Annotated in this window: 29 protein-coding genes and 1 tRNA gene; 23 read left to right on the forward strand and 7 right to left on the reverse strand. The window is 53.2% G+C overall.

Annotated elements, in window-relative coordinates; all coding sequences use genetic code 11:
* Window positions 1-101: 101 nt before the first annotated feature.
* From QQM41_RS10565 to leuB, 9 genes are all read left to right on the forward strand, one after another.
* Window positions 102-617, forward strand: a complete 516-nt coding sequence (locus QQM41_RS10565; RefSeq protein ID WP_339077104.1) for a periplasmic heavy metal sensor — start codon at window positions 102-104, stop codon at window positions 615-617.
* Window positions 618-733: 116 nt separating this feature from the next.
* Entirely contained in the window at window positions 734-2137 is a 1404-nt protein-coding gene (gene ffh, locus QQM41_RS10570; protein WP_014456997.1) for a signal recognition particle protein, read from the forward strand.
* Between the two features lie 62 nt (window positions 2138-2199).
* On the forward strand, window positions 2200-2553 hold the full coding sequence (rpsP, locus tag QQM41_RS10575; protein WP_042787560.1) for a 30S ribosomal protein S16: 354 nt from the start codon (window positions 2200-2202) through the stop codon (window positions 2551-2553).
* Window positions 2554-2567: 14 nt separating this feature from the next.
* Window positions 2568-3110 (forward strand): ribosome maturation factor RimM, encoded by a 543-nt coding sequence (gene rimM, locus QQM41_RS10580; protein WP_050820120.1) that lies wholly within the window; start codon window positions 2568-2570, stop codon window positions 3108-3110.
* A complete protein-coding gene (gene trmD, locus QQM41_RS10585; RefSeq protein ID WP_339077105.1) occupies window positions 3107-3859 on the forward strand; it encodes a tRNA (guanosine(37)-N1)-methyltransferase TrmD in 753 nt (250 codons plus the stop codon). The genes rimM and trmD overlap by 4 nt, the downstream gene beginning before the upstream one ends.
* Before the next feature lie 14 nt (window positions 3860-3873).
* Window positions 3874-4257, forward strand: a complete 384-nt coding sequence (rplS, locus tag QQM41_RS10590; protein WP_339077106.1) for a 50S ribosomal protein L19 — start codon at window positions 3874-3876, stop codon at window positions 4255-4257.
* Between the two features lie 153 nt (window positions 4258-4410).
* Window positions 4411-5814, forward strand: coding sequence for a 3-isopropylmalate dehydratase large subunit (leuC, locus tag QQM41_RS10595; RefSeq protein ID WP_050820119.1), 1404 nt, complete (start codon window positions 4411-4413; stop codon window positions 5812-5814).
* On the forward strand, window positions 5814-6437 hold the full coding sequence (gene leuD / locus QQM41_RS10600; RefSeq protein ID WP_050820118.1) for a 3-isopropylmalate dehydratase small subunit: 624 nt from the start codon (window positions 5814-5816) through the stop codon (window positions 6435-6437). The genes leuC and leuD overlap by 1 nt, the downstream gene beginning before the upstream one ends.
* A gap of 15 nt (window positions 6438-6452) precedes the next feature.
* Entirely contained in the window at window positions 6453-7577 is a 1125-nt protein-coding gene (gene leuB, locus QQM41_RS10605) for a 3-isopropylmalate dehydrogenase (RefSeq protein WP_087651942.1), read from the forward strand.
* Window positions 7578-7729: 152 nt separating this feature from the next.
* On the opposite strand, the gene rpsU is transcribed toward leuB, so the two are convergent.
* Entirely contained in the window at window positions 7730-7933 is a 204-nt protein-coding gene (gene rpsU, locus QQM41_RS10610) for a 30S ribosomal protein S21 (protein WP_019088333.1), read from the reverse strand.
* A 214-nt stretch (window positions 7934-8147) separates the two neighbouring features.
* Between rpsU and def the strand changes: the two genes are divergently transcribed.
* From def to QQM41_RS10635, 5 genes are read left to right on the forward strand one after another with little or no spacing between them, the layout of a single operon-like run.
* Window positions 8148-8672, forward strand: coding sequence for a peptide deformylase (def, locus tag QQM41_RS10615; protein WP_087651943.1), 525 nt, complete (start codon window positions 8148-8150; stop codon window positions 8670-8672).
* 3 nt (window positions 8673-8675) lie between these two features.
* Window positions 8676-9335, forward strand: a complete 660-nt coding sequence (locus QQM41_RS10620; protein WP_339077107.1) for a rpsU-divergently transcribed protein — start codon at window positions 8676-8678, stop codon at window positions 9333-9335.
* A gap of 28 nt (window positions 9336-9363) precedes the next feature.
* Window positions 9364-9885 (forward strand): MarR family winged helix-turn-helix transcriptional regulator, encoded by a 522-nt coding sequence (locus QQM41_RS10625; protein WP_050820114.1) that lies wholly within the window; start codon window positions 9364-9366, stop codon window positions 9883-9885.
* Window positions 9875-10597, forward strand: a complete 723-nt coding sequence (locus QQM41_RS10630; RefSeq protein WP_003623943.1) for a response regulator — start codon at window positions 9875-9877, stop codon at window positions 10595-10597. The genes QQM41_RS10625 and QQM41_RS10630 overlap by 11 nt, the downstream gene beginning before the upstream one ends.
* A 10-nt stretch (window positions 10598-10607) precedes the next feature.
* On the forward strand, window positions 10608-11990 hold the full coding sequence (locus QQM41_RS10635; RefSeq protein ID WP_050820113.1) for an ATP-binding protein: 1383 nt from the start codon (window positions 10608-10610) through the stop codon (window positions 11988-11990).
* A gap of 12 nt (window positions 11991-12002) precedes the next feature.
* Here QQM41_RS10635 and QQM41_RS10640 read toward each other — a convergent pair whose 3' ends face one another.
* Complete coding sequence (locus QQM41_RS10640; RefSeq protein WP_087651945.1) at window positions 12003-12560, reverse strand: outer membrane protein assembly factor BamE; 558 nt, start codon at window positions 12558-12560, stop codon at window positions 12003-12005.
* 246 nt (window positions 12561-12806) lie between these two features.
* Here QQM41_RS10640 and QQM41_RS10645 point away from each other — a divergent pair, with 246 nt between their 5' ends.
* From QQM41_RS10645 to QQM41_RS10675, 7 genes are all read left to right on the forward strand, one after another.
* Window positions 12807-13361, forward strand: a complete 555-nt coding sequence (locus QQM41_RS10645; RefSeq protein ID WP_339077108.1) for a DUF177 domain-containing protein — start codon at window positions 12807-12809, stop codon at window positions 13359-13361.
* A 165-nt stretch (window positions 13362-13526) separates the two neighbouring features.
* Complete coding sequence (gene rpmF / locus QQM41_RS10650) at window positions 13527-13730, forward strand: 50S ribosomal protein L32 (RefSeq protein ID WP_006116507.1); 204 nt, start codon at window positions 13527-13529, stop codon at window positions 13728-13730.
* 86 nt (window positions 13731-13816) lie between these two features.
* Window positions 13817-14923: a phosphate acyltransferase PlsX gene (plsX, locus tag QQM41_RS10655; RefSeq protein ID WP_050820110.1), complete on the forward strand. Its 1107-nt coding sequence runs from the start codon at window positions 13817-13819 to the stop codon at window positions 14921-14923.
* A gap of 64 nt (window positions 14924-14987) precedes the next feature.
* Entirely contained in the window at window positions 14988-15968 is a 981-nt protein-coding gene (locus tag QQM41_RS10660; RefSeq protein ID WP_339077109.1) for a beta-ketoacyl-ACP synthase III, read from the forward strand.
* A gap of 72 nt (window positions 15969-16040) precedes the next feature.
* The gene (locus tag QQM41_RS10665; RefSeq protein ID WP_003623929.1) at window positions 16041-16361 is read left to right on the forward strand and encodes an integration host factor subunit alpha; all 321 of its coding nucleotides are present in this window, start codon (window positions 16041-16043) and stop codon (window positions 16359-16361) included.
* Window positions 16354-17124: a MerR family transcriptional regulator gene (locus QQM41_RS10670; protein WP_339077110.1), complete on the forward strand. Its 771-nt coding sequence runs from the start codon at window positions 16354-16356 to the stop codon at window positions 17122-17124. The genes QQM41_RS10665 and QQM41_RS10670 overlap by 8 nt, the downstream gene beginning before the upstream one ends.
* A gap of 64 nt (window positions 17125-17188) precedes the next feature.
* Window positions 17189-17262: transfer RNA gene (locus QQM41_RS10675), tRNA-Pro, on the forward strand.
* 42 nt (window positions 17263-17304) lie between these two features.
* Here the strand turns inward: QQM41_RS10675 and QQM41_RS10680 are convergent.
* The gene (locus QQM41_RS10680; protein WP_339077111.1) at window positions 17305-18477 is read right to left on the reverse strand and encodes an AI-2E family transporter; all 1173 of its coding nucleotides are present in this window, start codon (window positions 18475-18477) and stop codon (window positions 17305-17307) included.
* 173 nt (window positions 18478-18650) lie between these two features.
* Here QQM41_RS10680 and murJ point away from each other — a divergent pair, with 173 nt between their 5' ends.
* Together murJ and QQM41_RS10690 are read left to right on the forward strand one after the other, a co-directional pair.
* Window positions 18651-20201, forward strand: coding sequence for a murein biosynthesis integral membrane protein MurJ (murJ, locus tag QQM41_RS10685; RefSeq protein ID WP_339077112.1), 1551 nt, complete (start codon window positions 18651-18653; stop codon window positions 20199-20201).
* Between the two features lie 28 nt (window positions 20202-20229).
* Complete coding sequence (locus QQM41_RS10690; protein ID WP_339077113.1) at window positions 20230-21492, forward strand: UdgX family uracil-DNA binding protein; 1263 nt, start codon at window positions 20230-20232, stop codon at window positions 21490-21492.
* Here the strand turns inward: QQM41_RS10690 and QQM41_RS10695 are convergent.
* The 4 genes from QQM41_RS10695 to trxB form a co-directional block, all read right to left on the reverse strand.
* Window positions 21484-21798, reverse strand: coding sequence for an integration host factor subunit beta (locus tag QQM41_RS10695; RefSeq protein WP_050820106.1), 315 nt, complete (start codon window positions 21796-21798; stop codon window positions 21484-21486). The genes QQM41_RS10690 and QQM41_RS10695 overlap by 9 nt on opposite strands.
* 148 nt (window positions 21799-21946) lie before the next feature.
* Window positions 21947-22453, reverse strand: a complete 507-nt coding sequence (locus QQM41_RS10700; protein ID WP_280114338.1) for a MucR family transcriptional regulator — start codon at window positions 22451-22453, stop codon at window positions 21947-21949.
* 459 nt (window positions 22454-22912) lie between these two features.
* Entirely contained in the window at window positions 22913-23794 is an 882-nt protein-coding gene (locus tag QQM41_RS10705) for a LysR family transcriptional regulator (RefSeq protein WP_050820104.1), read from the reverse strand.
* Between the two features lie 116 nt (window positions 23795-23910).
* Window positions 23911-24858, reverse strand: a complete 948-nt coding sequence (gene trxB / locus QQM41_RS10710; protein ID WP_050820103.1) for a thioredoxin-disulfide reductase — start codon at window positions 24856-24858, stop codon at window positions 23911-23913.
* Window positions 24859-24919: the final 61 nt, after the last annotated feature.

Here is a 24919-nt window from a genome sequence, read left to right on the forward strand (position 1 = left end):
TCAACCCGCATCCCCAAGCATTTATATGCGGCGTTACTCTTGGCAAGTTTGGAATCTTCCCCAAGTATGAAGCAGTTCAAGCTTTAAGGAGCATAGACATTATGAAAATCAAAAAGGCCCTTCTGGCAGCAATTGTGGCTGCAGGTGTTTCTGTTGCAGGCGTTAGCGCACATGCAGAACCCGGTAATGGATTTAATGGAAACGGTTTTGGCCCCAGCATTCCGGGTGCAGGGCTGAATGCTCTGGACGGCATTGATCTTACCAAAAAGCAGCGCAAGCAGATTCAGACCATTCTGCAGGAAGCCCACCGTCAGGATCAGACGCAGGATCTCCGTGGTGATTTCGACAAAATCCACCGCCAGATTGAAGACGCGCTGACATCCCCCGGCCCGGTGGACAAAGACAAGGTTGCAACACTGCAGCAGGAAATGGCTACCCTGCGCGCCCAGCGTGAATCCCAGCATCTGGAAACGGCTTCCCGCATCCATGATGTGCTGACGGCTGATCAGTTGGCCCAGATTCATGCGCGTCAGGTTAAGATTCATGATCTGCTGGACCAGCTTCATGCTGTTGAACATCCTGCTCCGACAGCCGATGCAGATAAATCTGGCAAGTAAACCGCCAGAAGGTTCTTGACTCTCGCAGGGGTATCCCGTAACCCCTGCAACAAATCAGGCCCGCCACTCCGCGAGTGTTCGCGCAGTGGCGCGTCTTGTTATGGGGTGTGATACTTTTGTTCGAAGCTCTTTCAGGCAAGCTTTCCGGCGTTTTTGATGGCCTCGCTAAACAGGGGGCGCTGTCTGAAGCCGATGTTCTGGAGGCAATGCGGGAAGTCCGTCTGGCCATGCTGGATGCTGACGTTGCGCTGCCTGTTGTTAAAGACTTCGTTAATAAAGTTAAGGAACGAGCCGTTGGGCATGAAGTGCTGGAAAGCATTTCTCCCGGTCAGGCTGTCGCTAAAATCGTCAATGATGCTCTTATTGATGCTCTTGGCGGTGCTGGTGCTGTTCCCCTTAATCTAAACTCTACCCCACCTGTTCCCGTTCTGATGGTTGGTTTGCAGGGGTCTGGTAAAACCACTACCTCTGGTAAGCTGGCCCTGCGCCTTAAAACGCGTGAACGTAAAAAGGTTCTGCTCGCTTCTCTGGATACGCAGCGCCCTGCAGCTCAGTTGCAGCTCGCGCAGTTGGCAGAGCAGGTTGGCGTTACATCCCTGCCGATTGTGGCTGGGCAGACACCTGTAGAAATTGCCAAGCGTGCCCTCGATACAGGGCGGCGCGAAGGTTATGATGTCGTTATCCTCGATACCGCCGGTCGTCTTTCCATAGACGAAGCGTTGATGGACGAGGTGCGGCAGATTCGTGATGTCACACACCCGGCAGAAACCCTGCTGGTTGTAGATGCCATGACCGGGCAGGATGCCGTAAATACCGCCAAGGCCTTTAATGAGGCTGTGGGTGTGACCGGTGTTGTCATGACCCGGATGGACGGTGATTCCCGCGGTGGTGCAGCGCTTTCCATGCGCGCCATTACCGGTGCTCCCATCAAGCTGATTGGTACGGGTGAAAAGCTGGACGGGCTGGATGAATTTTATCCAGAACGTGTGGCCGGCCGTATTCTTGGCTTGGGTGATATTGCCGGGCTTGTTGAAAAAGCCGCCGATACGCTTGATCAGGAAGAAGGTGAACGCCTCGCCCAGAAGATGATGGCGGGCAAGTTCGATCTGGATGACTACGCATCCCAGATCCGCCAGATCAACAAGTTGGGCTCCATTTCCGGTATTCTGGGCATGCTTCCGGGTATGGGTAAAGTTAAGGAAGCTTTGGGGGATAAGGATCTTGATACCTCTATCCTGAAAAAGCACCTTGCCATTATTTCTTCCATGACCAAGGCAGAGCGTAAAAACCCTGCCATTATCAAGGCATCGCGCAAAAAGCGTATTGCTGCCGGGTCTGGATCTACAGTTCAGGATGTTAACAAGCTGCTCAAGCAGTTTGATATGATGTCCTCCATGATGAAGCGCTTCAACAAACTGGGCTTGAAAGGTCTCATGCGCCAGGGAATGTCCGCGCTCATGCCGAAAGGAATGGGAGGGGGAGGGCCGCCGGGTGGACCTGGTGGCAATCCTTTCCGCTAAGGCGGTCTATTTCTAGAAGCAGTTTTTCGGGTTTTTTATTTTTGGGTCTGGAGTAACTCCGAATGAGTCTTAAAATTCGTCTTGCCCGCGCAGGTGCCAAGAAGCGTCCGTACTACCACATCGTTGTGGCAGATAGCCGCAGCCCGCGTGATGGCCGTTTCATTGAAAAGGTTGGCGCCTACAACCCAATGCTGCCGTCTGATCACGCTGAACGCGTGCGTCTGACAGAAGAACGCATCAAGCATTGGCTGTCTGAAGGCGCTCAGCCGACAGATCGCGTGGCTCGCTTCCTTGGTAACGCAGGTCTGGCACCTAAGCCCGCTTATCGTGAACAGCCTAAAAAGTCTGCTCCGAAAAAGAAGGCGCAGGAACGCGCTGCTGAAGCTGCTAAAGCTGCCGAAGCTGCTGCTGCCTAAAGCCTGAAACCATCATGTGCTCAAACCTCATTCTGATGGGCGTTGTTGGTAAACCGCATGGTGTGCGCGGCCTTGTGCGTGTGCGTGCTTATGCGGAAAACCCGCAAACGCTGGAGCAGTGTGGGGCATTGCAGGACGATCAGGGCCGTAAATGGTTCCTCAGTTGGCGTGGGGCGGATAGCGTAGCCGAATTGCGGGATGCCAATGGCGCTCCGCTGGCTGACCGTGATGCCGCGCAGGCGTTGGTGAATATCCGCCTGTATGTGCCGCGCGCAGCTTTGCCGGAACCTGAGGAAGAAGAATTCTACCATGCTGATTTAATTGGCATGGAAGCTTTCGAAAACGGTCTTTCTCTTGGTCGTGTTGTGATGGTGCATGATTATGGAGCTGGCGCCAGTCTGGAACTGAGTGATGGTTCCCTTGTTCCGTTTACTCAGGCCTGTGTGCCTGAGGTGCATCTGAAACAACGGACAATCACTGTGGTGCGCCCCGAAGAAGTTTCGGGCGAAGAAGGACGCGGCGTTGGTAAACGGCAGAAAACAGAGGTGCAGCCATGAACTGGCAGGCCACTGTGCTCACGCTGTTTCCTGAAATGTTTCCGGGCCCACTGGGACTTTCCCTTGCAGGGCGAGCACTGGAAAAAGGCTTGTGGACATGTCGGACGGAAGATCTGCGGCAGCATGGTCTGGGCCGGCATCGTGCAGTAGATGATACACCATTTGGTGGTGGTGCAGGTATGGTTATCCGCCCGGATGTGGTGGATGCCGCCTTTGCTGCCTCTCAGACGCCAGCAGATGTGCCGCGTGTGTATCTTACACCACGTGGGCGGCCATTAACGCAGCAGGATGTGCGGCGTTATGCGGCTGGTTCTGGGGTGTTGTTGCTGTGTGGTCGGTTTGAAGGTGTGGACGAACGTGTGCTGCAAGCGCATGACGTTGAGCAGGTATCCATCGGAGATTACATTCTCTCGGGTGGGGAAACTGCCGCACTGGTGTTGCTGGATGCGTGTGTGCGCCTGCTACCCGGCGTGATGGGGTGTGAGGAAAGTGGCGTAGAGGAAAGTTTTTCCGAAGGGCTGCTTGAATACCCGCATTATACCCGTCCTGCCGAGTGGGAAGGGCGCGCTGTGCCGGAAATCCTGCTTTCGGGCAATCATGCCGCCATCGCGGCCTGGAGGCAGAAGCAGGCAGAAGAAATAACGCGGGAAAGAAGGCCGGATCTGTGGTCTGCCTGGCTGGCTCGCAAGGAAAGAAACATGGCTGAAGCTGTGGGCGGGGCCGCACAGACAGACCATTTTGGGGTTTGAGGAAGGATACCGACATGAACATCATTCAGCAGTATGAAGCTGCAGAAATTAAGCGTCTGACAGCAGAGCGCGGAGTTCCGGAATTCGAAGCCGGTGATACGGTGCGCGTTTCCGTTAAGGTGCAGGAAGGTGAACGTACCCGTCTGCAGGCTTTTGAAGGCGTTGTGATTGCCCGTTCCAACAAGGGCCTGAACAGCAACTTCACCGTGCGCAAGATTTCCAATGGTGAAGGTGTGGAACGTGTGTTCCCGCTGTACGCACCTACGGTTGCAGAAATCAAGGTTGTGCGTCGTGGTAAAGTGCGTCGTGCAAAGCTGTACTACCTGCGCGGCCGTAGCGGTAAGTCTGCTCGTATTGCAGAACGCCCGCGTGAAGTGGTTGCTCCGGCAGCCAGCTAAAACCATATAACCGTTCACATCGGTCTGATATGGTTTTTAAAACCCGGCTGGCCTATGTCAGTCGGGTCTTTTTGATATATAGGCATACCGCAACAGCATTGGCCCAATAGGTGAGCTGATGCACGTAGCGTAAGAAATATAAAGGAGGAGGGCATGGGCCCGCGTACGTTGTTCGACAAGATCTGGGATGATCACGTCGTTGAAACTCTGCCGGACGGCACCTCTATTCTTTATATCGACCGGCACCTTGTGCACGAAGTCACCAGCCCGCAGGCTTTTGAGGGCTTGCGTTTGGCCGGGCGTAAACTGCGCCACCCGGAAAAGACTGTGGCTGTGGTTGACCACAACGTGCCAACGTCTGACCGTACTCAGCCGATTGAAGAAGCCGATAGCCGCAACCAGATTGAAACGCTGGAACGCAACGTTAAGGAATTCGGGGTTCCGTATTTCCCGCTGCTTTCTGCCAATCAGGGCATTGTGCACGTTGTCGGGCCAGAGCAGGGGATTTCTCTGCCAGGCATGACCATTGTGTGTGGGGATTCCCATACCTCTACGCATGGTGCGCTGGGTTCGCTGGCTTTTGGTATTGGTACGTCGGAAGTCGAGCATGTAATGGCCACGCAGACCATTCTGCAGCGTCCGGCTAAAAACATGCGCGTTACGGTTGATGGCACGCTTGGTGCTGGCGTTTCTGCCAAAGATATCATGCTGGCTATTATCGGGCATATCGGCACGGCTGGTGGCACAGGGCATGTAATCGAATTTGCAGGTTCCGCCATTCGTGGGCTGGACATGGCAGGGCGTATGACGCTGTGCAACATGGCCATTGAAGCCGGTGCACGCGCAGGTATGGTTGCGCCAGATGAAACCACGTTTGAATATGTGCGTGGCCGTCCGTTTGCCCCTAAGGGTGAAGAGTTCGACAAGGCTGTTGCCTATTGGAAAACGCTGGCTTCTGATGAAGGTGCGCATTTCGATAAGGAAGTGACGCTGCGGGCAGAAGATATCAGCCCCAGCCTGACATGGGGCACAAGCCCGGAAACAGTGCTGCCCATTACGGCCACCGTACCTAACCCTGCCGATGAAGCTGATGAAGCCAAGCGCACCCAGATGCAGCGTATGCTGGACTACATGGGGCTGGAAGCTGGGCAGAAAATTGCTGGCACACCAGTTGATGTGGTTTTCATTGGCTCTTGCACCAACAGCCGTATTGAAGATTTGCGTGCCGCAGCGCAGATAGCCGCTGGCCGCAAGGTGGCTGAAGGCGTGCGCGCCATGATTGTGCCGGGTTCGGGCAATGTAAAGCGGCAGGCAGAAGAAGAAGGGCTAGACCAGATTTTTCTGGATGCAGGTTTTGAATGGCGTGAGGCCGGGTGCTCCATGTGCCTTGGTATGAACCCAGATCGGCTAACACCGGGCCAGCGTTGTGCTTCTACATCCAACCGTAATTTTGAAGGACGTCAGGGGCCGGGCGGTCGCACACATCTGCTGTCTCCTGCTATGGCCGCGGCTGCTGCTGTGACGGGGTGTCTGACTGATGTAAGGGAGCTGGCATAATGGAAAAGTTTACAACTCTGTCGGCCATTGCGGCAGCTCTGCCAGAAGCCAACATTGATACAGACAAAATTATTCCGGCTCGGTTTTTGAAAACCACGCAGCGCACCGGCTTGGGTAAAAATGCCTTTGATGCCATGCGTTATCTGCCAGATGGTAAAGAAAACCCGGATTTTGTGCTGAACAAGGAACCGTGGCGTAAAGCTGAAATCCTAATTACCTATGACAATCTGGGCTGCGGTTCATCGCGTGAGCATGCGCCTTGGGCACTGCTGGATTTTGGTATTCGGTGCGTAATTGCACCTTCCTTTGCCGATATCTTCTTCAATAACTGCTTCAAGAACGGCATTTTGCCGATCCGCCTGCCGCGTGAAATTTGCGATCAGCTGATGGCAGATGCCAGCATGGGCAGCAATGCCCGCCTTACGGTTGATCTGCCCCGGCAGGTTATTGTGCGGCCAGATGGGCAGGAAGTGCCTTTTGAAATCGACCCGTTCCGCAAGCATCTGCTGCTGGAAGGGCTGGATGATATTGGCCAGACGCTTCAGCACGAAACAAATATCGAAGGGTATGAAAACCGGGAAAACCGGGAAAAACCCTGGATGCCTTCCATTCATATTGATTGATTATTCTGGAGCTGCATGATGACTGCACAGAACACAGCCATAAAACTTCTTGTTCTGCCGGGTGACGGTATTGGCCCCGAAATCATGCGGGAAGTCCGGCGTGTTATTGACTGGCTGGAAAGCCGTCGTGGCCTGTCCTTCGATATTACGGAAGATGTGGTTGGTGGTGCTTCTCTGGCAGAATACGGTGAGCCTATCCGTGATGAAGTGATCGAGAAGGCATGGGCTGCGGATGCAGTGCTGTTTGGCTCGGTTGGTGATCCAAAGTGGGCGCATGTCGGGTTTGAAAAGCGTCCGGAAGTGGCCATTCTCAAGCTGCGGCAGGAACTGGGGCTGTTTGCCAACCTGCGCCCGGCCAAAGTGTTTGATGCACTGGTAGATGCCAGCACGCTTAAGCCGGATGTGGTGCGTGGGCTGGATATCATGATCGTCCGTGAAACGGTGGGTGGTATCTATTTTGGTAACCCACGTGGCATTGAAACCCTGCCAGATGGCAGCAAGCGGGGCATCAACACAGAAGTTTACACCACGTCTGAAATTGAGCGTGTAGCACGTGTGGCGTTTGATCTGGCCCGCAAACGGTCTAACCGTGTGTGTTCTGTTGAAAAATGCAATGTCATGGAAAGCGGCCTTCTGTGGAAGGAAGTGGTGACAGATGTGCATGCCAAAGAATTCCCGGATGTAGAACTCTCTCACATGCTGGCCGATAACTGCGCCATGCAGATGGTGCGTAACCCGCGCCAGTTTGATGTGATTGTGACCGGCAACCTGTTTGGTGATCTGCTGTCTGATCTTGCATCCATGCTGACAGGCAGCTTGGGTATGCTGCCTTCTGCAACGCTGGGTGCTGTGCGCGAAAATGGCAAATTCCCTGCGCTGTATGAGCCCATTCATGGCAGTGCGCCGGATATTGCCGGGCAGGGCATTGCAAACCCCATTGCGCAGATTCTGTCTTTTGCCATGTTGCTCCGTTACTCCCTGAACAAGCAGGAAGAAGCCAACATGATTGAGCAGGCGGTTTCCAACGTGCTGGAAAGCGGTTTGCGCACGGCAGATATCATGAGCGAAGGCATGGCGCGCGTTGGCACATCCGTGATGGGTGAAGCCATTGTGCGGGAGCTGGATAAGCTCCAGAAGTAACGCTCTTAATAAGCAGCAAGTTAAAAGGCCGTCCCACTTTTAGGTGGGGCGGCTTTTTTTATAGGCGGCAAGCTATGGAAATAGAGCAGGCACAAAAAAGGCCGGAACATCCATAGGATGCCGGCCTTTTTTGGATAGAAGGATGGAAAGGCTTAGAAGCCTTCGCGTTCCAGACGCTTGCGTTCCATCTTACGAGCACGGCGCACGGCTTCTGCCGCTTCACGGGCCTTGCGCTCAGACGGCTTTTCGTAGTGCCGACGCAGCTTCATTTCACGGAAGATGCCTTCACGCTGCATTTTCTTCTTGAGCGCTTTAAGAGCCTGATCGACATTGTTGTCACGGACGAGAACGTGCACTTGGTCTCTAACCCCTGTTTCAGAAAAATCCGGGCAACCCGGCTTTTTGTAGATTATCACGGAACCGGAACCGTCGCAGCCTTGCGGGGCGCCGATTCCTTTGTTGGCGGCCTCTATAACACGGCCTTTAGACAAGATACAATTTGTTCTTTCGTGTTTAAAATGCACTTCTGTGTGCTTTTATTGTGCAACCTCCACAGAAATGGGGTGAAAAATGGCAGTTCTTGCAATAGCCCGCATGGGGCACCCGGTTTTAAGGCAGCCCGCGCAGGAGGTGCCAGACCCCACAGCGCCAGATATTGCGCGCCTGATAGCGGATATGCGTGAAACTCTGGAAGAAAGCGGTGGGGTAGGATTGGCTGCCCCGCAGGTGTTTGTTTCCCAAAGGCTTTTTATTTACAGCGTGCCACTTGCGCGTAGTGAAGGGGAGGATGATCCCCCTTTGCCTGTGCAGGCTTTGATCAACCCGGTTTTAAAACCGGTTGATGATGAAAAAATACTACGGGCTGAAGGCTGCCTTTCCTTGCCCGACCTGCGGGGGGAAGTGCCGCGCTACAAGCGGATATGGTATGCCGGGTTTGATCAGCACGGACAAAAGGTGGAAGGCATGGCCACAGGGTTTCGGGCGCATGTCATGCAGCATGAAATGGATCATCTGGATGGAATCCTCTATCCCATGCGGATGACGGATATGAGCAAATTTGGGTTTGCAAAAGAAATCACACGGTATGGGGCGTAGGGCATGAGCACGGGTGCAGGTAAGATAAGTCAGGCTATCTCATTGGCAGTGGCAACTTTGGCTGCTGGCATTATGCCTGCGCCTTTGGAGCGTGATCCAGCGCGGGATGAGATCCTGCGCAAGATGGCTGCCGTAGCCGGAGAGCGTGGATGGGGTATGGATGTGCTGCTGCAAGTGGCAGGCCTAGATGCTGATCTGCTGTTTCCCGGTGGCAGTGCAGAGCTTGTGGAAGCATGGTTCGACCTATGTGACAGAGATATGCTGGAAGCCATGTGGGATACGGAAGAGGCGCCCCGCTTAAGCCAGCGTGTGCGGCAGGCGCTGCTATATCGGCTTCCGGTGGATGAGGCCGTCCGTTCAGCTACACGTAAAGGCCTCTCCGTTCTGCTGGCCCCGTGTGAGGGAAAAGCGCTGCGCCGGAGCATGATGCGCACTATCAATGCCATCTGGCAGGCTGCACAGGATGACTCCTCGGGGCTAACTTACGTAACCAAGCGCCTCAGCTTAGGCGGTGTCTATGCCTCTGTGCTGCTGTACTGGCTGGCGCGCGGTGATAATGAAGCTGCTTTGGCAGCGTTTGTTGATAGGCGTCTGGCAGATGTTCTGCGCATTGGGCGCATTAAAGCCCGTATGGGTGGTTTTCCCTTTATGGCGCGGGCCTAAGAGCCTTTTGCGGGAGGCCTAAACACCTATGTCCTTACCTCATGAAACAGCAGGAGCAGATCTGCTCTTTCTGCGGGAAGAACAGTTGCGGCTGGCGCAAACCCTTATGTTTCTGGCATCGCGCGATATGGCGCAGGCTATTGAGCCCGTTTTGGAAGCAGATGGGTTGGGCCACGCGCATTATCGGGTGTTGCAGGTGTTGGCGTTTAGTCCCGGTATTCCGGTTAGTCGCCTTCAGGCCGTGTTGGGGGTGACAAAACAAAGCCTTGGCCGCACCATGCATGAACTGGAAGCAAGACAGTATCTGGAAAGCCAACCGGGGCGTCAGGACAGGCGGCAACGTCTGCTTTTTTTAAGCCCAGAAGGCAAAGCAGCAGAAGCCAGATTGTTTGCTGTTGTGCGCCATCGCCTTGTAGCTGCGTATCGAGAGGCAGGAGGCGCAGCTGTGGAAGGGTTTCGGCGCGTGATGCGTGGAATGTTATCCGAACAGAGTCGGTCTGTATTGAATGAAGATGCAGCCGGTAAAAAAGGAGGGCGGCATGGAGCATGAGCGCGAGAGTGTGGAAGAAGATGTCGCCCCGCATGTTATTGTGGTGGATGATGATCCGCGGTTACGGCGGCTGTTGCAGCGCTACCTGTTTGAGCACGGCTTTCGGGTAAGTGTAGCAGCCAGTGCAGCAGAGGCACGGCAGACACTGGAAGGCATTCAGCCAGATGCCATGGTACTGGATGTGACCATGCCGGGTGAAAACGGCTTGGAACTGACACGCGCACTGCGTGATGAAGGGCAGGAACTCCCCATTCTGCTGCTTACAGCACGCGGAGAACCGGCAGACCGCATTACAGGGCTGGAAGCCGGTGCTGATGATTATCTCGGTAAGCCTTTTGAGCCACGCGAACTGCTTTTGCGCCTGAAAGCCCATTTACGGCGGCATCAACCTGCTCCGGCAACGGATAATCTGCGTATCGTGCGGTTGGGGGATAAAGAGTTTGATCCCGTTCGGCTTATTTTAAGTGGGCCCAATGGCACCATTCATCTTACGGGAGGTGAGGCCGCTCTGCTTTCCGTATTGGCGCGTAGGCCCAATGATGTGTTCTCGCGCGAGGAAATTGCCAAGGCGCTGGATATGGCGGAAATTGGAGAGCGCGCCGTAGATGTGCAGGTAACGCGCCTGAGGCGACGTATTGAGCCTGACCCCAAGGAGCCACGATACCTGCATACCATCCGTGGGCGTGGATATGTGCTCAAACCGGGGCTGTAAGACATAAATCATGCGGCGCAGCGGGCTAAAGCTTTTTCCATCCTCATTCTGGAAGTCACGCAGGGTGGAAAAATCCATGCGGCGCGTGCTTCCACGTTCGCTTCTGGCGCGGTCTTTGCTGATTGTGTTGATCCCCTTGCTGATCACGCAGGGCATCGCGCTGGAAGTGTTTTACGGCAATTTTCTACAGGTTGCCTCGCGCCGTCTTTCAGATTCGGTCACATCAGAAATTGTGCTCTCATTAAATGCCTTGGAGCGTTTAAAAAAACCGGCAGATAGGCAGTGGTTTGTAGAGCAGGCCCAACAGCATTTGCAGTTGGTAGAATCGTGGCATTCCAATGCCCGGCTTAGGCGATTTGGTTCCACCCACGTGTTGGGGCCTATGGATGAAGATCTGGCTCGTGCGCTACGTGCCTCTATCAGCTATCCGTTTTTCGTAAATTGGCGAGAAGATCCCCACACAGTCAAAATCTCCATCCAGTTGCCAGATGGTGTGCTGGATGTGGAAGCCCCACGTAAACGGCTGGATATGGGGCAGATATGGCTGTTTGTGGCATGGGCGGTTGGCAGTTCTTTGCTCCTGTTTGTGATTGCCAGCCTGTTCATGCGTAATCAGGTGCGGGCTATCCGGCGGCTGGCCCACGCGGCAGAGCAGTTTGGGCTTGGGCGTGATATTGGTCCTATTCGTCCGGCAGGGGCGCAGGAAGTGCGCAAGGCAGCTGTGGCCTTTAACCGCATGCAAGACCGGATTTACCGTTTTGTCTCGCAACGCACGGGCGTTCTGGCGGGCGTATCGCATGATTTGCGCACGCCACTTACCCGCCTACGGCTTTCCCTGGATATGATGCCCCGTACCGGCATGGTGCGTGCAGAAGACATTCAGCCCGATGTAGAGGACATGATTGGTGACGTGGCGGAAATGGAGCACATGATTGCCAGTTATTTGGCCTTTGCACGTGGGGAAGGGACCGAAAATGTTGCGGACACCGAAATAGAACCCTTTTTGGAAGATGTGGCAGCCGCAGCCCGGCGCGCTGGTGCGCATGTTTTCTCGGTGCGTGTGGCGCTGGGGTTGCGGGTGCATATGCGCCCAGATGCCATGCGGCGCGCATTAATCAATTTGGTGGATAATGCGCGCCGTTATGCAAAGCATATCAATTTAAGCGCTCAGGGCCGATCAGATGGCGTTGTGATGATGGTAGATGATGATGGGCCGGGTATCCCCCCGGAACGCCGAGACAGCGTTCTACGGGCCTTTGAGAGCGGGCGTGGGGGTGGAACCGGGCTGGGGCTCACAATCTCGCGCGACATCGTGCGCGCACATGGTGGTGAGATGGAATTGCTGGATTCCCCAATGGGTGGTTTGCGCGTCAGGCTATTCCTACCGCGCTAGACCCATGGGTGATTACAGAGAGTTGCCCGAACCAAAGTGGCCTGGACCCTGGTTGTTCATGCCCATGCCGCCAGCACCAGCCGAACCAGCACCCATCATGTTCTGCATGGGGTTGTAGCGGCCCACATTCCCCAGAATTTGCTGGAGGATGTTGATTTTTGTGCCCGGTGTGGGGGTGATGCTGTTGATCATAGCCACAGAGCGGGAATCTTTTTTGTTCAGTGTGCGCAGGCTTTGCAGGTTCCCAGCATCATCAAACTTCAGCACCACAACCTGCTGCTTGCCGATTCCCGGAAAATCCATGGGAATCAGATATGTGCTCATGGAAATGTAGATCCATGTATTGTCATCAAACGCCCCCTTGGTGGTGGGGGAGCCTAACAGATCCAGCGCATCGGCCCGGGTGCTGGCGCCGGGGATAAGCTGGTTGTAATCATCCGCTTCAACCAAAGAGCCACGAGGCGTTGGCGTTGGCCCAAACACGGCACAGCCAGAAAGCGCTATCACTGCTGCCAGTGCGCCACAGGTGTTACGCAGGCGTGATATTTTATGCTGGCGTGGCTGCTTCATTCGGTTGGGGCTTCCCTAAGCATAACATTTAAGGCATCCGCACATCGCGGCCATGTAACAGTCGGATGCCTCAAACTGATACGAAGCGTCAATTACAGAATGGTTTTTTCCATCTGTTTTTGCACTTTACCCCCTTTAGCTTTCCTTCAAAAAGCCCCAATTAGAAAAAGCGTTGCAGAAGGGTGGGTGCCCGTAAGTGTATGCGCCTCTGTAAACGATCTTCCTCTGCCAGCTCAGGAGGCTGCTATGTCTGAAAAACCAGAATTTTCCCGCCCAATGGCATTGCGCCGAATCGGGGGGCAGGAAACAGCAGTGACGGTGGAAGCAACGGAACAGGAATGCGCAGCAATTGCCCGCCGCCTTGGTTTGCCAAAAATTACGCTTTTCCGCTGTCGGTATCTGCTAAAGGCAGACAGGCACAGTGTGGTGGAGGCAGAAGGTGCGCTGGCTGTTCATTATACGCAGACCTGCGTTGTTAGCCTTGAAAACTTTGAGGATGTTCTGGCAGGAGCATTCAGTGTTCGGTTTGTGCCTTCTGAACGGTTTGTAGAACCGGATGAGCCTGATCTGGATGCAATTGATGAAATTCCGTATGAAGGTCAGGATATAGATCTGGGCGAAGCCGCTGTAGAGCAGTTTGCTCTTGATCTGGACCCATACCCACATGCGCCAGAAATTGATCTGCCAGAAGGCCTTGTCCTGAGCGAGGAAGAGGCAGAGAAGCTTCTGGAAGAAGGGGAGCAGGATAAAAAGCAGAACCCCTTTGCGGCCCTGTCTCGGCTCAAACCGGGCAAGGCCTGATCTGGGCGCGGTACGGGTTTTCTTTCTGGATTGCTTGCGAAAAAGCTTGTCGTCTGCTAGAGGCCCCGGCTCAGTCTGGTGATAAACCTGTGTTGTTGTCTGGTGGGGTGAAAAAACACGCTGCCAGGCGTTTTTAAACCGTTTTTCAAGAGGGGGCTCGGGCTCATGGCTGTACCCAAGAAGAAAACCTCGCCTTCACGTCGTGGCATGCGTCGCAGCCATGAAGCTCTGAACGTGGAAGCTTTTGCTGAATGCTCTAACTGTGGCGAACTGAAGCGCCCGCACCATGTGTGCAGCCATTGTGGCCATTACGATGGTCGTGAAGTGGTTGCTTCCGGTAAGGCACTTAAGGTTGCTGTCCGCGCTTAAAGCGTGGGTTTGCGGTAAAACGCGCATTACAGCGTGATGCGCGTTCTGTGGGAGCAAGGCATCTGCGGTATGGCAGAGAAGCAGGCATGAACAAGACCGAGATTCCAGATAATTCCCTTTCTGAACAGGACGAGGTGTTCAGCCTTGCCGTGGATGGAATGGGAGGTGATGGGGCTCCGGAAGTTGTTGTGGCCGGGCTCGCCGCTGCCGCTGAACGGCACCGAGGCATCAAGGTGCTGCTGCTGGGGGATGAAGCCCAGTTGCGGCCTTTGCTGGCAAAGTACCCCAAGGCTGCATCCATATGCACCATCTGGCATACGGATCAGTCTATCCCAATGGATATGAAGCCAACATCTGCTTTGCGGATGCGGCAATCGTCCATGCGCCTTGCCATGGATGCCGTGGCAAGTGGCCGCGCCCGTGGTGTGGTTTCTGCTGGCAACAGCGGCGCCATGCTGGCTTTGGCCAAGATTGTTGTTAAAACCCTTCCGGGTATTTCCCGTCCGGCCATGGCGGCCATCAGCCCTACCATCAAGGGTGATGTGGTCATGCTGGATCTGGGTGCGAATGTGGCGTGTGACTGGCGCAACCTTGTAGAGTTTGCCGTAATGGGTGAAGCTTTTGCCAAGGCTGTGTTGGGGCTGCCTGCGCCCTCTATCGGGTTGCTCAATATCGGTTCGGAAGAACTGAAGGGTGATGAAAAGCTGCGTGTAGCAGCAGAAGCCCTGCGAGAAAGCCCATTGGCTTCGCAGTTCCACGGATTTGTGGAAGGGCATGATATTACCGCAGGCACAACCGATGTGGTTGTGACTGATGGCTTTACCGGAAATGTCGCGCTTAAAACCGGGGAAGGGGTGCTTAAAATGGCAACCACTCTCCTGCGGCGCGTATTTAAGCGTGGTATTGTTTCCAAAATTGGATATCTGCTTGTGCGTCCGGGCTTGGAACGCATGAAGGAATGGCTTGATCCACGCCGGTACAATGGGGCCGTTTTTGTGGGCCTGAACGGTGTGGTTGTTAAGTCTCACGGCGGCACGGATGCAGAAGGATTTGCCGCAGCAGTTGATGTGGCAATGGATATGGTGACGCACGGATTTAATGACAGTATTCGTGATCGTCTCTCCCATATGAGTGCACTTCTCTCTCCCCAGCAAAATGCGGAGGAGCGCGAGCCAGCGGTTCCCGTTTCCTGATTGGTGCAAGACTGTCTGATCAGTAGCGGCATGTTGGGTCGCTACCGCATGCTGTTGGCTGATAATGAAAGAACGGTTTATGGCGAAACGTTCGCTTCTGGTAGGGTTTGGCGGTTTCCTGCCAGATCGGGTTGTCAGCAATGCAGAGCTGGCAGAACGTCTTGAAACATCAGATGAATGGATCAGAACCCGCACAGGTATTACCCGCCGCCATCTTGTTGGGCCGAATGATACGGCAGCCAGTATGGGGGCAGAGGCCGCACGGCGTGCTCTGGATTATGCAGGGCTGACGGCTGAAGATATTGATGCGGTTTTTGTGGCAACAGCCACGCCAGATCAGGCTTTTCCAGCAACAGCAGTGCGTGTTCAGGCCGCATTGGACATGAAGCGGGGCTTTGGCTTTGATATTGCGGCTGCGTGCTCGGGCTTTATTTTTGCACTTTCCACAGCAGATGCGTTTATCCGCTCCGGCCAGATTCGGAATGCGCTGGTTATTGGGTCTGAAGTGTATTCCCGCATTATGGATTGGGAAGACCGCACAACCTGCGTGCTGTTTGGGGATGGTGCCGGGGCCGTTGTGCTCTCCGCTTCGGATGAGCAGGGTGATCGCGGCATTCTTTCCACTCATTTGCATTCCGATGGTACAGCAGGAGATCTGCTGTATGTGGATGGTGCCGTGGGGCAGCCAGATAAAAGCGGTCATCTGAAAATGAGCGGGCGTGATGTGTTCCGTCATGCCGTTGGCAAGCTTTCATCCTCTGTAGATGAAGCGCTGGAAGCTGAAGGTCTTTCTTATGCAGATGTAGATTGGCTGGTCCCGCATCAGGCCAATATCCGCATTATTGAAGGTGTTGCCAAAAAGCTGAATCTGCCTGCTGAACGGGTAGTGGTTACGGTTGATCGGCATGCCAATACATCAGCTGCATCTGTGCCATTGGCATTGGATGAGGCTGTGCGTGATGGGCGCATCCAGAAAGGTGACCTGGTTTTGATGGAAGCCTTGGGTGGTGGCCTGACATGGGGTTCTGCTTTGGTAAGGCTATAATTTCAGAACATATTGTAAGCACAACTGCGTGAATGAATTGACGCGGCGTGTAAGCGTGTTACTTTAATTTTTATGGAAACTGTCACACGTGCATCCTTGATAGAGCAGATCTATCAGCAGGTTGGCCTGTCTCGTAAAGAATCCTCCGTTCTTCTGGAAGATGTTCTGGAGACGGTGATGGACGCTCTTGAACGTGGCGAAAGTGTTAAAATCAGCGGATTTGGCACTTTTTCCGTGAGGAAAAAAGGCCAACGGAGTGGCCGAAACCCGAAAACGGGTGAGGAAGTTCCGATTTTGCCGCGTTCGGTCTTGGTCTTTCGTCCGAGTCAGCTTCTGCGCGCTGAAGTAAACCACGAAACGCTAGATGCAGAAGCGGAGCATGATCATGACTGATGAGGCGCATACTTTTTCTGAAACAGGGGTAGAATCTTCTTCCCCCACACCGGAAAATGTAAGCACGAATTCAGCGCCTTCAGAAAAAGGGCCTTTTGCTTTTCGCACCATCAGCGAAGTGGCAGATGAGCTACATGTGCCGCAGCATACGCTTCGGTTATGGGAAACCCAGTTTCATCAGGTTCGGCCGTTAAAGCGTGGCGGTGGCCGCCGGTATTACCGGCCTGCGGATATAGAGCTTTTACGGCATATTGCAGATTTGCTTTATACGCAGGGTTACACCATCAAAGGTGTGCAGCGAGTTTTGCAAAACGGTGGCGTGCCTGCCGCCGAAGCGTCTGCGCCTGAAATACCCCACCAAGATGAGGCTGAAAAACAGCCAGAAACTGCCGTAGAAGCAGTTGAAACATCTGAAGTTGTTCCAGAAGACTCTGAAAATGTAGAAGATTCTTCTGAAAAAGTGGTTGCTGTGGATGATAACGCATCCACAATCCAGCCAGAGCCAGAGCCAGAGCCAGAGCCAGAGCCAGAGCCAGAGCCAGAGCCAGAGCCAGAGCCAGAGCCAGAGCCAACAGCAGTTTCTGAGGATGTTCAGGATACCATAGATTTGTCACCAGAAATGGAAGACGCTGTGGTGACATTTGCATCTGTTGAGCCACACCCGCATATGACGGAACTGGTGGAACAGAACCGTCAGCTACGTCAGGATCTGGCAGATGTGCTGGTGGAGCTAGAAGAGTTCCGTAAAAAGCTGGTTTCTTAAAAAATTGTGTCTGGGGTGGGTTGTGTTGCAGAAAACCTCCTGCTAAACACCACTCCACACTTAACGGGCAGTAGCGCAGTCTGGTAGCGCATCAGTCTGGGGGACTGGGGGTCGTGGGTTCGAATCCCGCCTGCCCGATATTTTCTCTGAAAAATCAGTGTTGCAGAACAACCCAAAAGCCTAACTGGTTTTTGGGTTGTTTCCGTACGCCCACCGGCACCACAGCAGATTAAGTGCGGCCATAACGGCAGGCCCAATAAACAGGCCAATCAGGCCCCAGGTTTCTGCGCCGCCCAAAATACCCAAAAGCACCCAAAGAAAAGGTAGCTTGGTGCTGCCGCCAATAAGGGCAGGGCGGATAAAATGGTCAGCTGTAAAAATAATCACAGCGCCAACACAAAAGGTTGTAATGGCGGCAACAGAGCTACCCTGCACCAGAATAAGCAGGGAAACCAAGCCAACAGCTATCATGGCGCAAAAAGGGATCATGGCAGCTACGGCAGTAATCACGCCAAATAGAGCTGGGTGCGGTGCATGAGCAAATACGTAAATAATGCCAAGCAGTAGGCCTTCTCCAATACCTACCAGCACCAGCCCCTGAACAGAGCCGTGAATGGATGCAACAATCTGCCGCCCGATGCTTTCTCCGCGTTTGCCAAAAGCCCGGCATGAAACCACACGGCACTGGCGGATAACGGAAAGCCCATCCTTATAAAGAAAAAACAGGGTGAGGATGGAAAAGCAGAACAATGTCGCACGATGCGCAACTTGCGAACCTACGGCACGCGTAACAGCCACACCTTTGCTATCCAGATTACCCAGCATGCCAGAAAGATCACGCGGGTCTGAAAGATGGGCCTGCCACCATTTGCTTATGGCGGCGCTGCCGAAAGGCAGGCGATGAATGGCATCGGGCACAGGCACGCCATACTCACGTGCGTGAGATACCCATTCCAGCGCGCTCTGGGCTTCGCCTACAGCTTCCAGCGTGACAAGCGTAAGCGGTATAACAAATAGCAATGCCATGGCCGCTGTAAATAACAGGGGCAAAAGCGTGCCAGATGCTGCATGGGGCCATTTATTGCAGGCGCGCGTATAAAGAGGCCATGTGGCAATGGCAAAAACGCTCCCCCACGCCAATGCAGGCAGAAAACCCTGAATTGTGTAAACGGCTACCCCTACAATAGACAGCGCCAGAACTGTACGCGCCATTTCCTGCCCTCGGCGAGAACGCTGGCTTGGTTTGATAAGAGAGCACCGTGGTGAATCCGGAAGAAATTGTGATGGCAATGAATCGGGCATATTCCGGTGTGTTCTCCGAGGGGTTCCGCAATAACATTCTATCTTCAGCATACCTTGTATGCTGTGGTGAGCATAAGTTTAGTTATCAGACCATATCGCGCTATGGCGGTCGTGCCTATGCCATAACCCGATATGCCGCATAAGGATCATATTCCCGTATCTTTTTCTGACACTTTCGTTAGTGTCGCGCCGTTTCCTGCGGCGTAGTAAGAACTGATCCTGTCATGCTCAAAAATTTCCTTACCGTTGGCGGCTGGACAATGCTCAGCCGTATTCTTGGTCTTGTTCGTGATCAGCTTCTGGCTGCCTTTATGGGGGCGGGGGCTTTGCAGGATGCCTATCAGGTTGCGTTTCGTCTGCCCAATATGTTCCGGCGTCTGTTTGGTGAAGGCGCATTTAACGCAGCCTTTGTACCTTTGTTTTCTTCTGTGCTGACGCGGGAAGGTAAAGAAGAAGCGCAGCTTTTCGCGCGCAGAGCATTAGGTGTCATGCTGGTCTGGCTGCTATTTTTATGCGTGCTGGGCGAAATTTTTATGCCGCAGGTTCTTAAGGTTATCGCCCCCGGTTTTTTGCAAAGTGGAGATAGATACGCCCTAGCTGTCAGTTTAAGTCGTATTACTTTTCCTTATCTGGTGCTGATTTGTGCTGCGGCTTTATTGGCTGGCGTTCTTAACGGCTTGCATCGGTTTGGTGTGGCCTCGGCGGCATACTTGGCTTTCAATGTGGTGGGCATTGCAGCCATTCTGCTGGCTTCGCCCTTTTTGCCAAATGTTGCTTACGCTGCGGCATGGGGGGTAACGGCATCTGGTGTTGCACAGCTAGGGTTATTGTTCTGGGCGTGTGAGCGGGCGCATTTTGGTCTTACGCCTTTGTGGCCCTCTCTTACGCCCCGTATACGCCTGTTGCTGCGCCGTATGGTGCCGGGGCTGATAGGCAGCGGCGTTGGGCAGATTAACCTTACCATTGATACCATTATTGGCACGCTGCTGCCCGCAGGCAGTGTTTCCCTCATGTATTTTGCAGATCGGATTAACCAGTTGCCGTTAGGGGTTTTGGGAGCCGCTGCCGGTACCACGCTGCTGCCTGTTCTGACGCGCCATTTAGCGGCAGGAGAAACAGATGCAGCCCATGCTGCACAAAATCGGTCCATTGAATATGTGTTGTTGCTGACACTTCCAGCTGTGGCCGGTTTGTTAGTGCTGGCTGGGCCGATCATGATTGTGCTGTTCGGTCACGGGTCTTTCACAGAGCATGATGCGCTACTTTCGGCACAATCCTTGCGGGCTTACGCTATTGGCTTGCCCGCTTTTGTAATGGTGAAGGTGCTCTCTCCGGCATTTTTTGCACGAGGCGATACGCGCACACCGGTTTACATTGGTATTGGCGTTCTGCTGCTTAATTTTGTGCTTAATCTATTGTTCATGAAGCCGCTCGTTCATATGGGGCCGCCTTTGGCAAGCAGTTTGGCTGCTTTTATCAATGTGGCTGTGTTGGCATTTTTACTGCGGCAAAAAAATGCTCTGCTTCTTGCGCCGGAAACATTGGGCGGTATTGGTCGGGTGGGGCTGGGTGCTGCTGTTATGGCGGTACTTCTTGTTGGGGTGGAAACCATGTTGCCGTTGCCAGCACATTTCCTCATGCGCCTGATATGGCTGACAGTTATGGTCGGGCTTGGGGGCATATTTTATGCGGGTATGTTGCATGTGCTGGGGGTTATGGACTTGGCAGATGTGCTGGCAGGCCTACGCAGGCGTTTAAACCGTAAACGCGCCTGACGGATGTAAGGAATAAGGGGAGCCGGGGATGGTTGAGATTGTTCTGGCACATCAGGTTGATTTGGCAACATGGCGGGCTGCTGCGCGCCATTATGTGCAAAAGCAGGTGCTTCCTGAAAGTATAAGCTGGCGTGTTGCGGGCAAAGGGGAAGCTCCTTGGAAGCCAGAAGCTCCAGATTCTGCAGATAATGATGCTCCCCTTAACCTTCCACGCAAATTGGTAACAGCCGTGCTGGAGGCATTGCAGGCGCATCACCCTGAACGTTTCGCGTTTTTATATCGTGTTGTTTATCGTTTTGCGCATGGCTTACTGGATATGGAGGATCTGCGGGAAGATCCAGATATTCAGCGGCTTCGAGAGCTTGTGCAAAATGTTAAGCAAGAAACGGAGCAATTTCGTCTGGCTTTCTCGGCATTCAGTGCGCAACGCCAAGGTAAAAGCCTACACTACACCCCGCAGAATTATATTGTGGAAGCAAACGGACACTTCTGTGTCGAGCGCAATGCGCAACCGTGGGAGGTGATTACACCTTATCGGCGTATGTGGTGGGATGGAACCCAACTCCATTTCGCGCAGGGTGAAGCAGAGGCCGCGCACGTATCTGCTGAGATGTGGCAGAAAGACGGGCAGGGTATCTGGCAGGGTTACCCCAATACTGTGCTGATGCCGACGCTAGAAGATGTTGCACAGGCACCTTCTCTCGCGTCTCTGTCAGCAGAGGCTATGGATTGTAGAGCCTGCTCCTTATGGCAACCAGCTAACCGCACGGTTTTTGGCGAGGGTGCAGAAAATACGCCTCTGATGTTTGTTGGTGAACAGCCAGGAGATCAGGAAGATCTGGCAGGCCGCCCATTTGTGGGGCCTGCTGGGCAGGTGTTTGATAGGGCGTTGGAAGAGGCTGGCATTTTGCGAGATCACGTTTATGTGACAAACGCAGTAAAGCACTTCCGCTTCACATGGAGAAACAACAGGCGCCTTCATCAAAAGCCAGATCAGGAGTCTGTCGATGCCTGCCGAATCTGGTTGGATGCAGAGCGTAGGCTGGTACATCCCAAGCTGATTGTTATGTTAGGTGTTACGGCAGCACAGAGTCTTCTCAAGCGGCCTGTTACCATCTCGCGTGAGCGTTCGCGCGTATTCCAGTTAGATGAGCAGTGTTCGGGACTGGTAACAGTGCACCCATCTTATCTGCTGCGCCTGCCGAATGAAGAAGCCAAAGCACGTGAATACGCACGCTTTGTAGAAGACTTACGCTTGGCACATAGTTTTATAACGCAGCAGTCAGACTGATGACCGTGAGCGCTTATTGCTGGCAGCAGGCTTGTTCAGGCGCTGATGTAGCTCTTTACCTGTTTTAAAGAAGGGAACGAGCTTCTTGCCAACCTGCACTTGCACCCCTGTTTTGGGGTTGCGGCCAATGCGTGGGTCTCGCTCTTTTACAGAAAATGCACCAAACCCGCGTAATTCTACACGGCTACCTTCTGCAAGGCTGCTGGTAATGGTGCCAAATACAATATTTACAAGTCGTGTTGCTTCTTTCAGCTGAAGATGCGGATTTTTCTGCATCAGGGCTGTAATCAGCTCGGATCTGGTCATCTTAAGTTCTCCCACCCGGCTGTTGTGTGTACAATAATGATACTCAGAACATTCCGTAATGATGAAGAAGACGTCAAGATAGAAAAGTCTGACGGTATGAACCAGAGAAATACCGCCAGACCTTTTTGGCAATCAGTTTTTGCAGATTTTATGCTGCAGGAGACTTCTTGCTGCGGCGGCCACGGCCATTCTGTTCTTCTTCATCCCCAGCGGCATGAATTTTACGACCGAGGCCAATTTCACGCGCAAGGGTGGAACGACGTTCTGCATAGTTAGGCGCAACCATCGGGTAGTCTGCTGGCAGGCCCCAACGTTCACGGTACTGTTCAGGTGTCATGCCATAAGCGCTCTGCAGGTGGCGCTTCAGCATTTTCAGCTTTTTCCCATCTTCCAGACAGATGATGTAATCTGGAAATACCGAGCGCTTTACCGGAACTGCTGGCTGCAGTTTTTCCGGTTCATTCTGCGGATGTTCAGCTGTTTTCAGTGCCTGATAAATATCACGGATCATGCCCGGGATAAGTGCGGGGTCTGTCTGGTTGTTGGAGACGTGTGCAGAAACGATCTCTGATACCAGATCAAGAAGGGGAGAGTAGTCCTGGTTCTCACTCATGATAAATCCAATAGGAATTTGGTGTGAATATCTGCACTCCATACTCCTTTAACTGCAGTTTGTGAATGGTGAACTCACAATTTCGGCGCATAATTGGCCATAAAAGAACATTATTCAAAGCAATGCCTGAAATTTGGCGTGTTTCAAATAATAAACAAACGGTAATATTTGGTGGGTCTGTAATCGTCCGTTCGGGTTTATTGTTCTGCTTGGCGGTGTGCGCTCGTTTTATGTAAACGCAGAAATATCATCTCCGGTTCCAATAAATATGTGCTGCTATGATTTTCTGGAATGTTTGGTTTTTACATAATATCCAAGTAAAATATTATAATAACGGATAAATAGGATAAATATTGCATATATCTATCAGAGAAAATTAAGCATAAAAGTGGTTCGAGTGCTTTGGTGAGTGAAGGCGATAGAATATGAAAATAAAAAAGCCTACCCCTGAGAATAAGGGCAGGCTTTTTTAGTGTATGATATTTGGTAAGGCGATGATATTTACCGAATACCTAATTCACTCATAAGAAAATCACGGAAAACAGCAACGCGTTTGGAACTACGCAGCTCTTCCGGATAAACAAAATAAGCATCTACAGTTGGAGTGGTAATTTCCGGCAGGATCTGAACCAGATCAGGAAATTCTTTTGCGGCGTAAGTTGGGATAGACCCAATGCCCAAACCAGCGGCAATAGCAGAGGCCATGGCAGCCATGCTGTTAACTTCTAGCCGAGCAGTCTGTGTGCTGCCATCGGTGCGGCAGGCCTGAGTCAGCCAGTTAACATGTGCAACCGGAGGATGGTGTTCACCAAACAGCACCAGCTGGTGTTCTTTGATTTCCTCCAGAGATTTCGGCATGCCGTATTTCTCGATATAGAGAGGGGCAGCAAAAATTGGCAGGCTAAAATCGGCCAGATGGCGCTGGATCAGGTCTGGCTGTATGGGTGCATGCATACGCACCGCCACGTCAGCCTCCCGCATGCCTAAATCAAGATCATTATCTTCCAAAATCAGGCAGATATCTATTTCGGGGTTATCTGCCATAAAGCGATGAAGCCGCGGCATAAGCCAACAGTTACCAAAGCCGGTGGTTGTGGTTACGCGCAGCCGCCCGGCTGCCTTTTCCTTACTTTCGGTCAGCAGTGTTTGCGTCATTTCCAGTTTGGAAAAAACTTCGCGCACGGTTTTATGAAGTGTTTCACCCTGTTCCGTCAGGATCAGGCCGCGGGCGTGCCGATGAAAGAGAGGAACCTGAAGGACGTCTTCCAGCGCGGAAATCTGCCGTGATACGGCAGATTGGCTAAGGTTGAGCACATCCCCCGCGTGGGTAAAGGAACCGGCTTCTGCCACTGCATGGAAAACCCGGAGTTTGTCCCAGTCCACGCATGCCTCCTGCAAATTGAATGAAGTTACAAAAACACAGTCGTGTTTTATGCGATGTATTACGTGCAGGAATTGGCCCCCTTGGTCAAGGGATGAAGCCGTTTTCTGTTAAGTTATCAGCTTAAGCCTGCAAGATAACGTTCCGCATCCAGCGCTGCCATGCAGCCAGTTCCTGCGGCTGTTACGGCTTGGCGATATGTTTTGTCCTGTACATCCCCCGCGGCAAAGACTCCGGGCACAGAAGTACGCGTGGTGCCGGGTGCGGTTTCAATATACCCTTCAGCATCCAGTGTAAGTTGATCGCGGAAGATGGCGGTGTTGGGGGCATGGCCGATTGCAATGAACACACCATCTGTCGGGATTGTCTGTTCGCTGCCATCTTGCGAGTTCTTCAGCCGTACGCCGCACACTGTTTCTGGCGTGCCATCGGCTAGAATATCTTCCACAACACTGTTCCAGATAACGGAAACCTTGGGGTTGGCAAAAAGCCTGTCTTGCAGAATCTTTTCTGCCCGCAAGCTATCGCGCCGGTGTACCAAGGTGACGTGCGCAGCATGGTGGGTAAGGTACAGGGCTTCTTCAACAGCAGTATTGCCACCGCCTACAACCACCACATTTTTCCCGCGGTAGAAAAAACCATCACATGTGGCGCAAGCAGAAACACCAGCGCCCTGAAGGTGCTTTTCACTTGGCAGGCCCAGCCAGCGAGCCTGAGCACCTGTGGCAACAACAACTGCGCGCGCTTTGTAAATGGTGCCCGAATCACCTGTCAGAAGGAATGGTGAACCCGCTTTGAAATCAACAGATGTAATAATGTCGTATTCAATACGTGTGCCAACATTCTGCGCCTGCTCAGCCATTTGTTCCATTAGCCAAGGGCCTTGTATGGCTGTGGCAAAACCGGGGTAGTTTTCAACTTCTGTTGTAATGGTGAGCTGGCCACCCGGTTGCAGCCCGGCAACCAGAACAGGAGAAAGGTTGGCACGTGCTGCATAGATGGCAGCAGTATACCCGGCCGGCCCTGCGCCAATAACGAGCAGATCAGTTGTAATGGTTTCAGCCATATTGGCAGCGCTCCCGCATATGGAAATCCAGCATACAGGCCGCTGTAATGGGGACAGCCTG

Source organism: Acetobacter sp. AC2005, assembly GCF_037901235.1.
Taxonomy (GTDB): Bacteria; Pseudomonadota; Alphaproteobacteria; order Acetobacterales; family Acetobacteraceae; genus Acetobacter; species Acetobacter oryzoeni.

What these genes read in the sequence shown, in the direction of transcription:
- QQM41_RS10565 (WP_339077104.1), top strand. Translation starts at nt 102, where the DNA reads ATGAAAATCAAAAAGGCCCTTCTGGCAGCAATTGTGGCTGCAGGTGTT.
- rpsP (WP_042787560.1), top strand. Translation starts at nt 2,200, where the DNA reads ATGAGTCTTAAAATTCGTCTTGCCCGCGCAGGTGCCAAGAAGCGTCCG.
- rimM (WP_050820120.1), top strand. Translation starts at nt 2,568, where the DNA reads ATGTGCTCAAACCTCATTCTGATGGGCGTTGTTGGTAAACCGCATGGT.
- trmD (WP_339077105.1), top strand. Translation starts at nt 3,107, where the DNA reads ATGAACTGGCAGGCCACTGTGCTCACGCTGTTTCCTGAAATGTTTCCG.
- rplS (WP_339077106.1), top strand. Translation starts at nt 3,874, where the DNA reads ATGAACATCATTCAGCAGTATGAAGCTGCAGAAATTAAGCGTCTGACA.
- leuC (WP_050820119.1), top strand. Translation starts at nt 4,411, where the DNA reads ATGGGCCCGCGTACGTTGTTCGACAAGATCTGGGATGATCACGTCGTT.
- leuD (WP_050820118.1), top strand. Translation starts at nt 5,814, where the DNA reads ATGGAAAAGTTTACAACTCTGTCGGCCATTGCGGCAGCTCTGCCAGAA.
- leuB (WP_087651942.1), top strand. Translation starts at nt 6,453, where the DNA reads ATGATGACTGCACAGAACACAGCCATAAAACTTCTTGTTCTGCCGGGT.
- def (WP_087651943.1), top strand. Translation starts at nt 8,148, where the DNA reads ATGGCAGTTCTTGCAATAGCCCGCATGGGGCACCCGGTTTTAAGGCAG.
- QQM41_RS10620 (WP_339077107.1), top strand. Translation starts at nt 8,676, where the DNA reads ATGAGCACGGGTGCAGGTAAGATAAGTCAGGCTATCTCATTGGCAGTG.
- QQM41_RS10625 (WP_050820114.1), top strand. Translation starts at nt 9,364, where the DNA reads ATGTCCTTACCTCATGAAACAGCAGGAGCAGATCTGCTCTTTCTGCGG.
- QQM41_RS10630 (WP_003623943.1), top strand. Translation starts at nt 9,875, where the DNA reads ATGGAGCATGAGCGCGAGAGTGTGGAAGAAGATGTCGCCCCGCATGTT.
- QQM41_RS10635 (WP_050820113.1), top strand. Translation starts at nt 10,608, where the DNA reads ATGCGGCGCAGCGGGCTAAAGCTTTTTCCATCCTCATTCTGGAAGTCA.
- QQM41_RS10640 (WP_087651945.1), bottom strand. Translation starts at nt 12,560, where the DNA reads ATGAAGCAGCCACGCCAGCATAAAATATCACGCCTGCGTAACACCTGT.
- QQM41_RS10645 (WP_339077108.1), top strand. Translation starts at nt 12,807, where the DNA reads ATGTCTGAAAAACCAGAATTTTCCCGCCCAATGGCATTGCGCCGAATC.
- rpmF (WP_006116507.1), top strand. Translation starts at nt 13,527, where the DNA reads ATGGCTGTACCCAAGAAGAAAACCTCGCCTTCACGTCGTGGCATGCGT.
- plsX (WP_050820110.1), top strand. Translation starts at nt 13,817, where the DNA reads ATGAACAAGACCGAGATTCCAGATAATTCCCTTTCTGAACAGGACGAG.
- QQM41_RS10660 (WP_339077109.1), top strand. Translation starts at nt 14,988, where the DNA reads ATGAAAGAACGGTTTATGGCGAAACGTTCGCTTCTGGTAGGGTTTGGC.
- QQM41_RS10665 (WP_003623929.1), top strand. Translation starts at nt 16,041, where the DNA reads ATGGAAACTGTCACACGTGCATCCTTGATAGAGCAGATCTATCAGCAG.
- QQM41_RS10670 (WP_339077110.1), top strand. Translation starts at nt 16,354, where the DNA reads ATGACTGATGAGGCGCATACTTTTTCTGAAACAGGGGTAGAATCTTCT.
- QQM41_RS10680 (WP_339077111.1), bottom strand. Translation starts at nt 18,477, where the DNA reads ATGCTGAAGATAGAATGTTATTGCGGAACCCCTCGGAGAACACACCGG.
- murJ (WP_339077112.1), top strand. Translation starts at nt 18,651, where the DNA reads ATGCTCAAAAATTTCCTTACCGTTGGCGGCTGGACAATGCTCAGCCGT.
- QQM41_RS10690 (WP_339077113.1), top strand. Translation starts at nt 20,230, where the DNA reads ATGGTTGAGATTGTTCTGGCACATCAGGTTGATTTGGCAACATGGCGG.
- QQM41_RS10695 (WP_050820106.1), bottom strand. Translation starts at nt 21,798, where the DNA reads ATGACCAGATCCGAGCTGATTACAGCCCTGATGCAGAAAAATCCGCAT.
- QQM41_RS10700 (WP_280114338.1), bottom strand. Translation starts at nt 22,453, where the DNA reads ATGGAGTGCAGATATTCACACCAAATTCCTATTGGATTTATCATGAGT.
- trxB (WP_050820103.1), bottom strand. Translation starts at nt 24,858, where the DNA reads ATGGCTGAAACCATTACAACTGATCTGCTCGTTATTGGCGCAGGGCCG.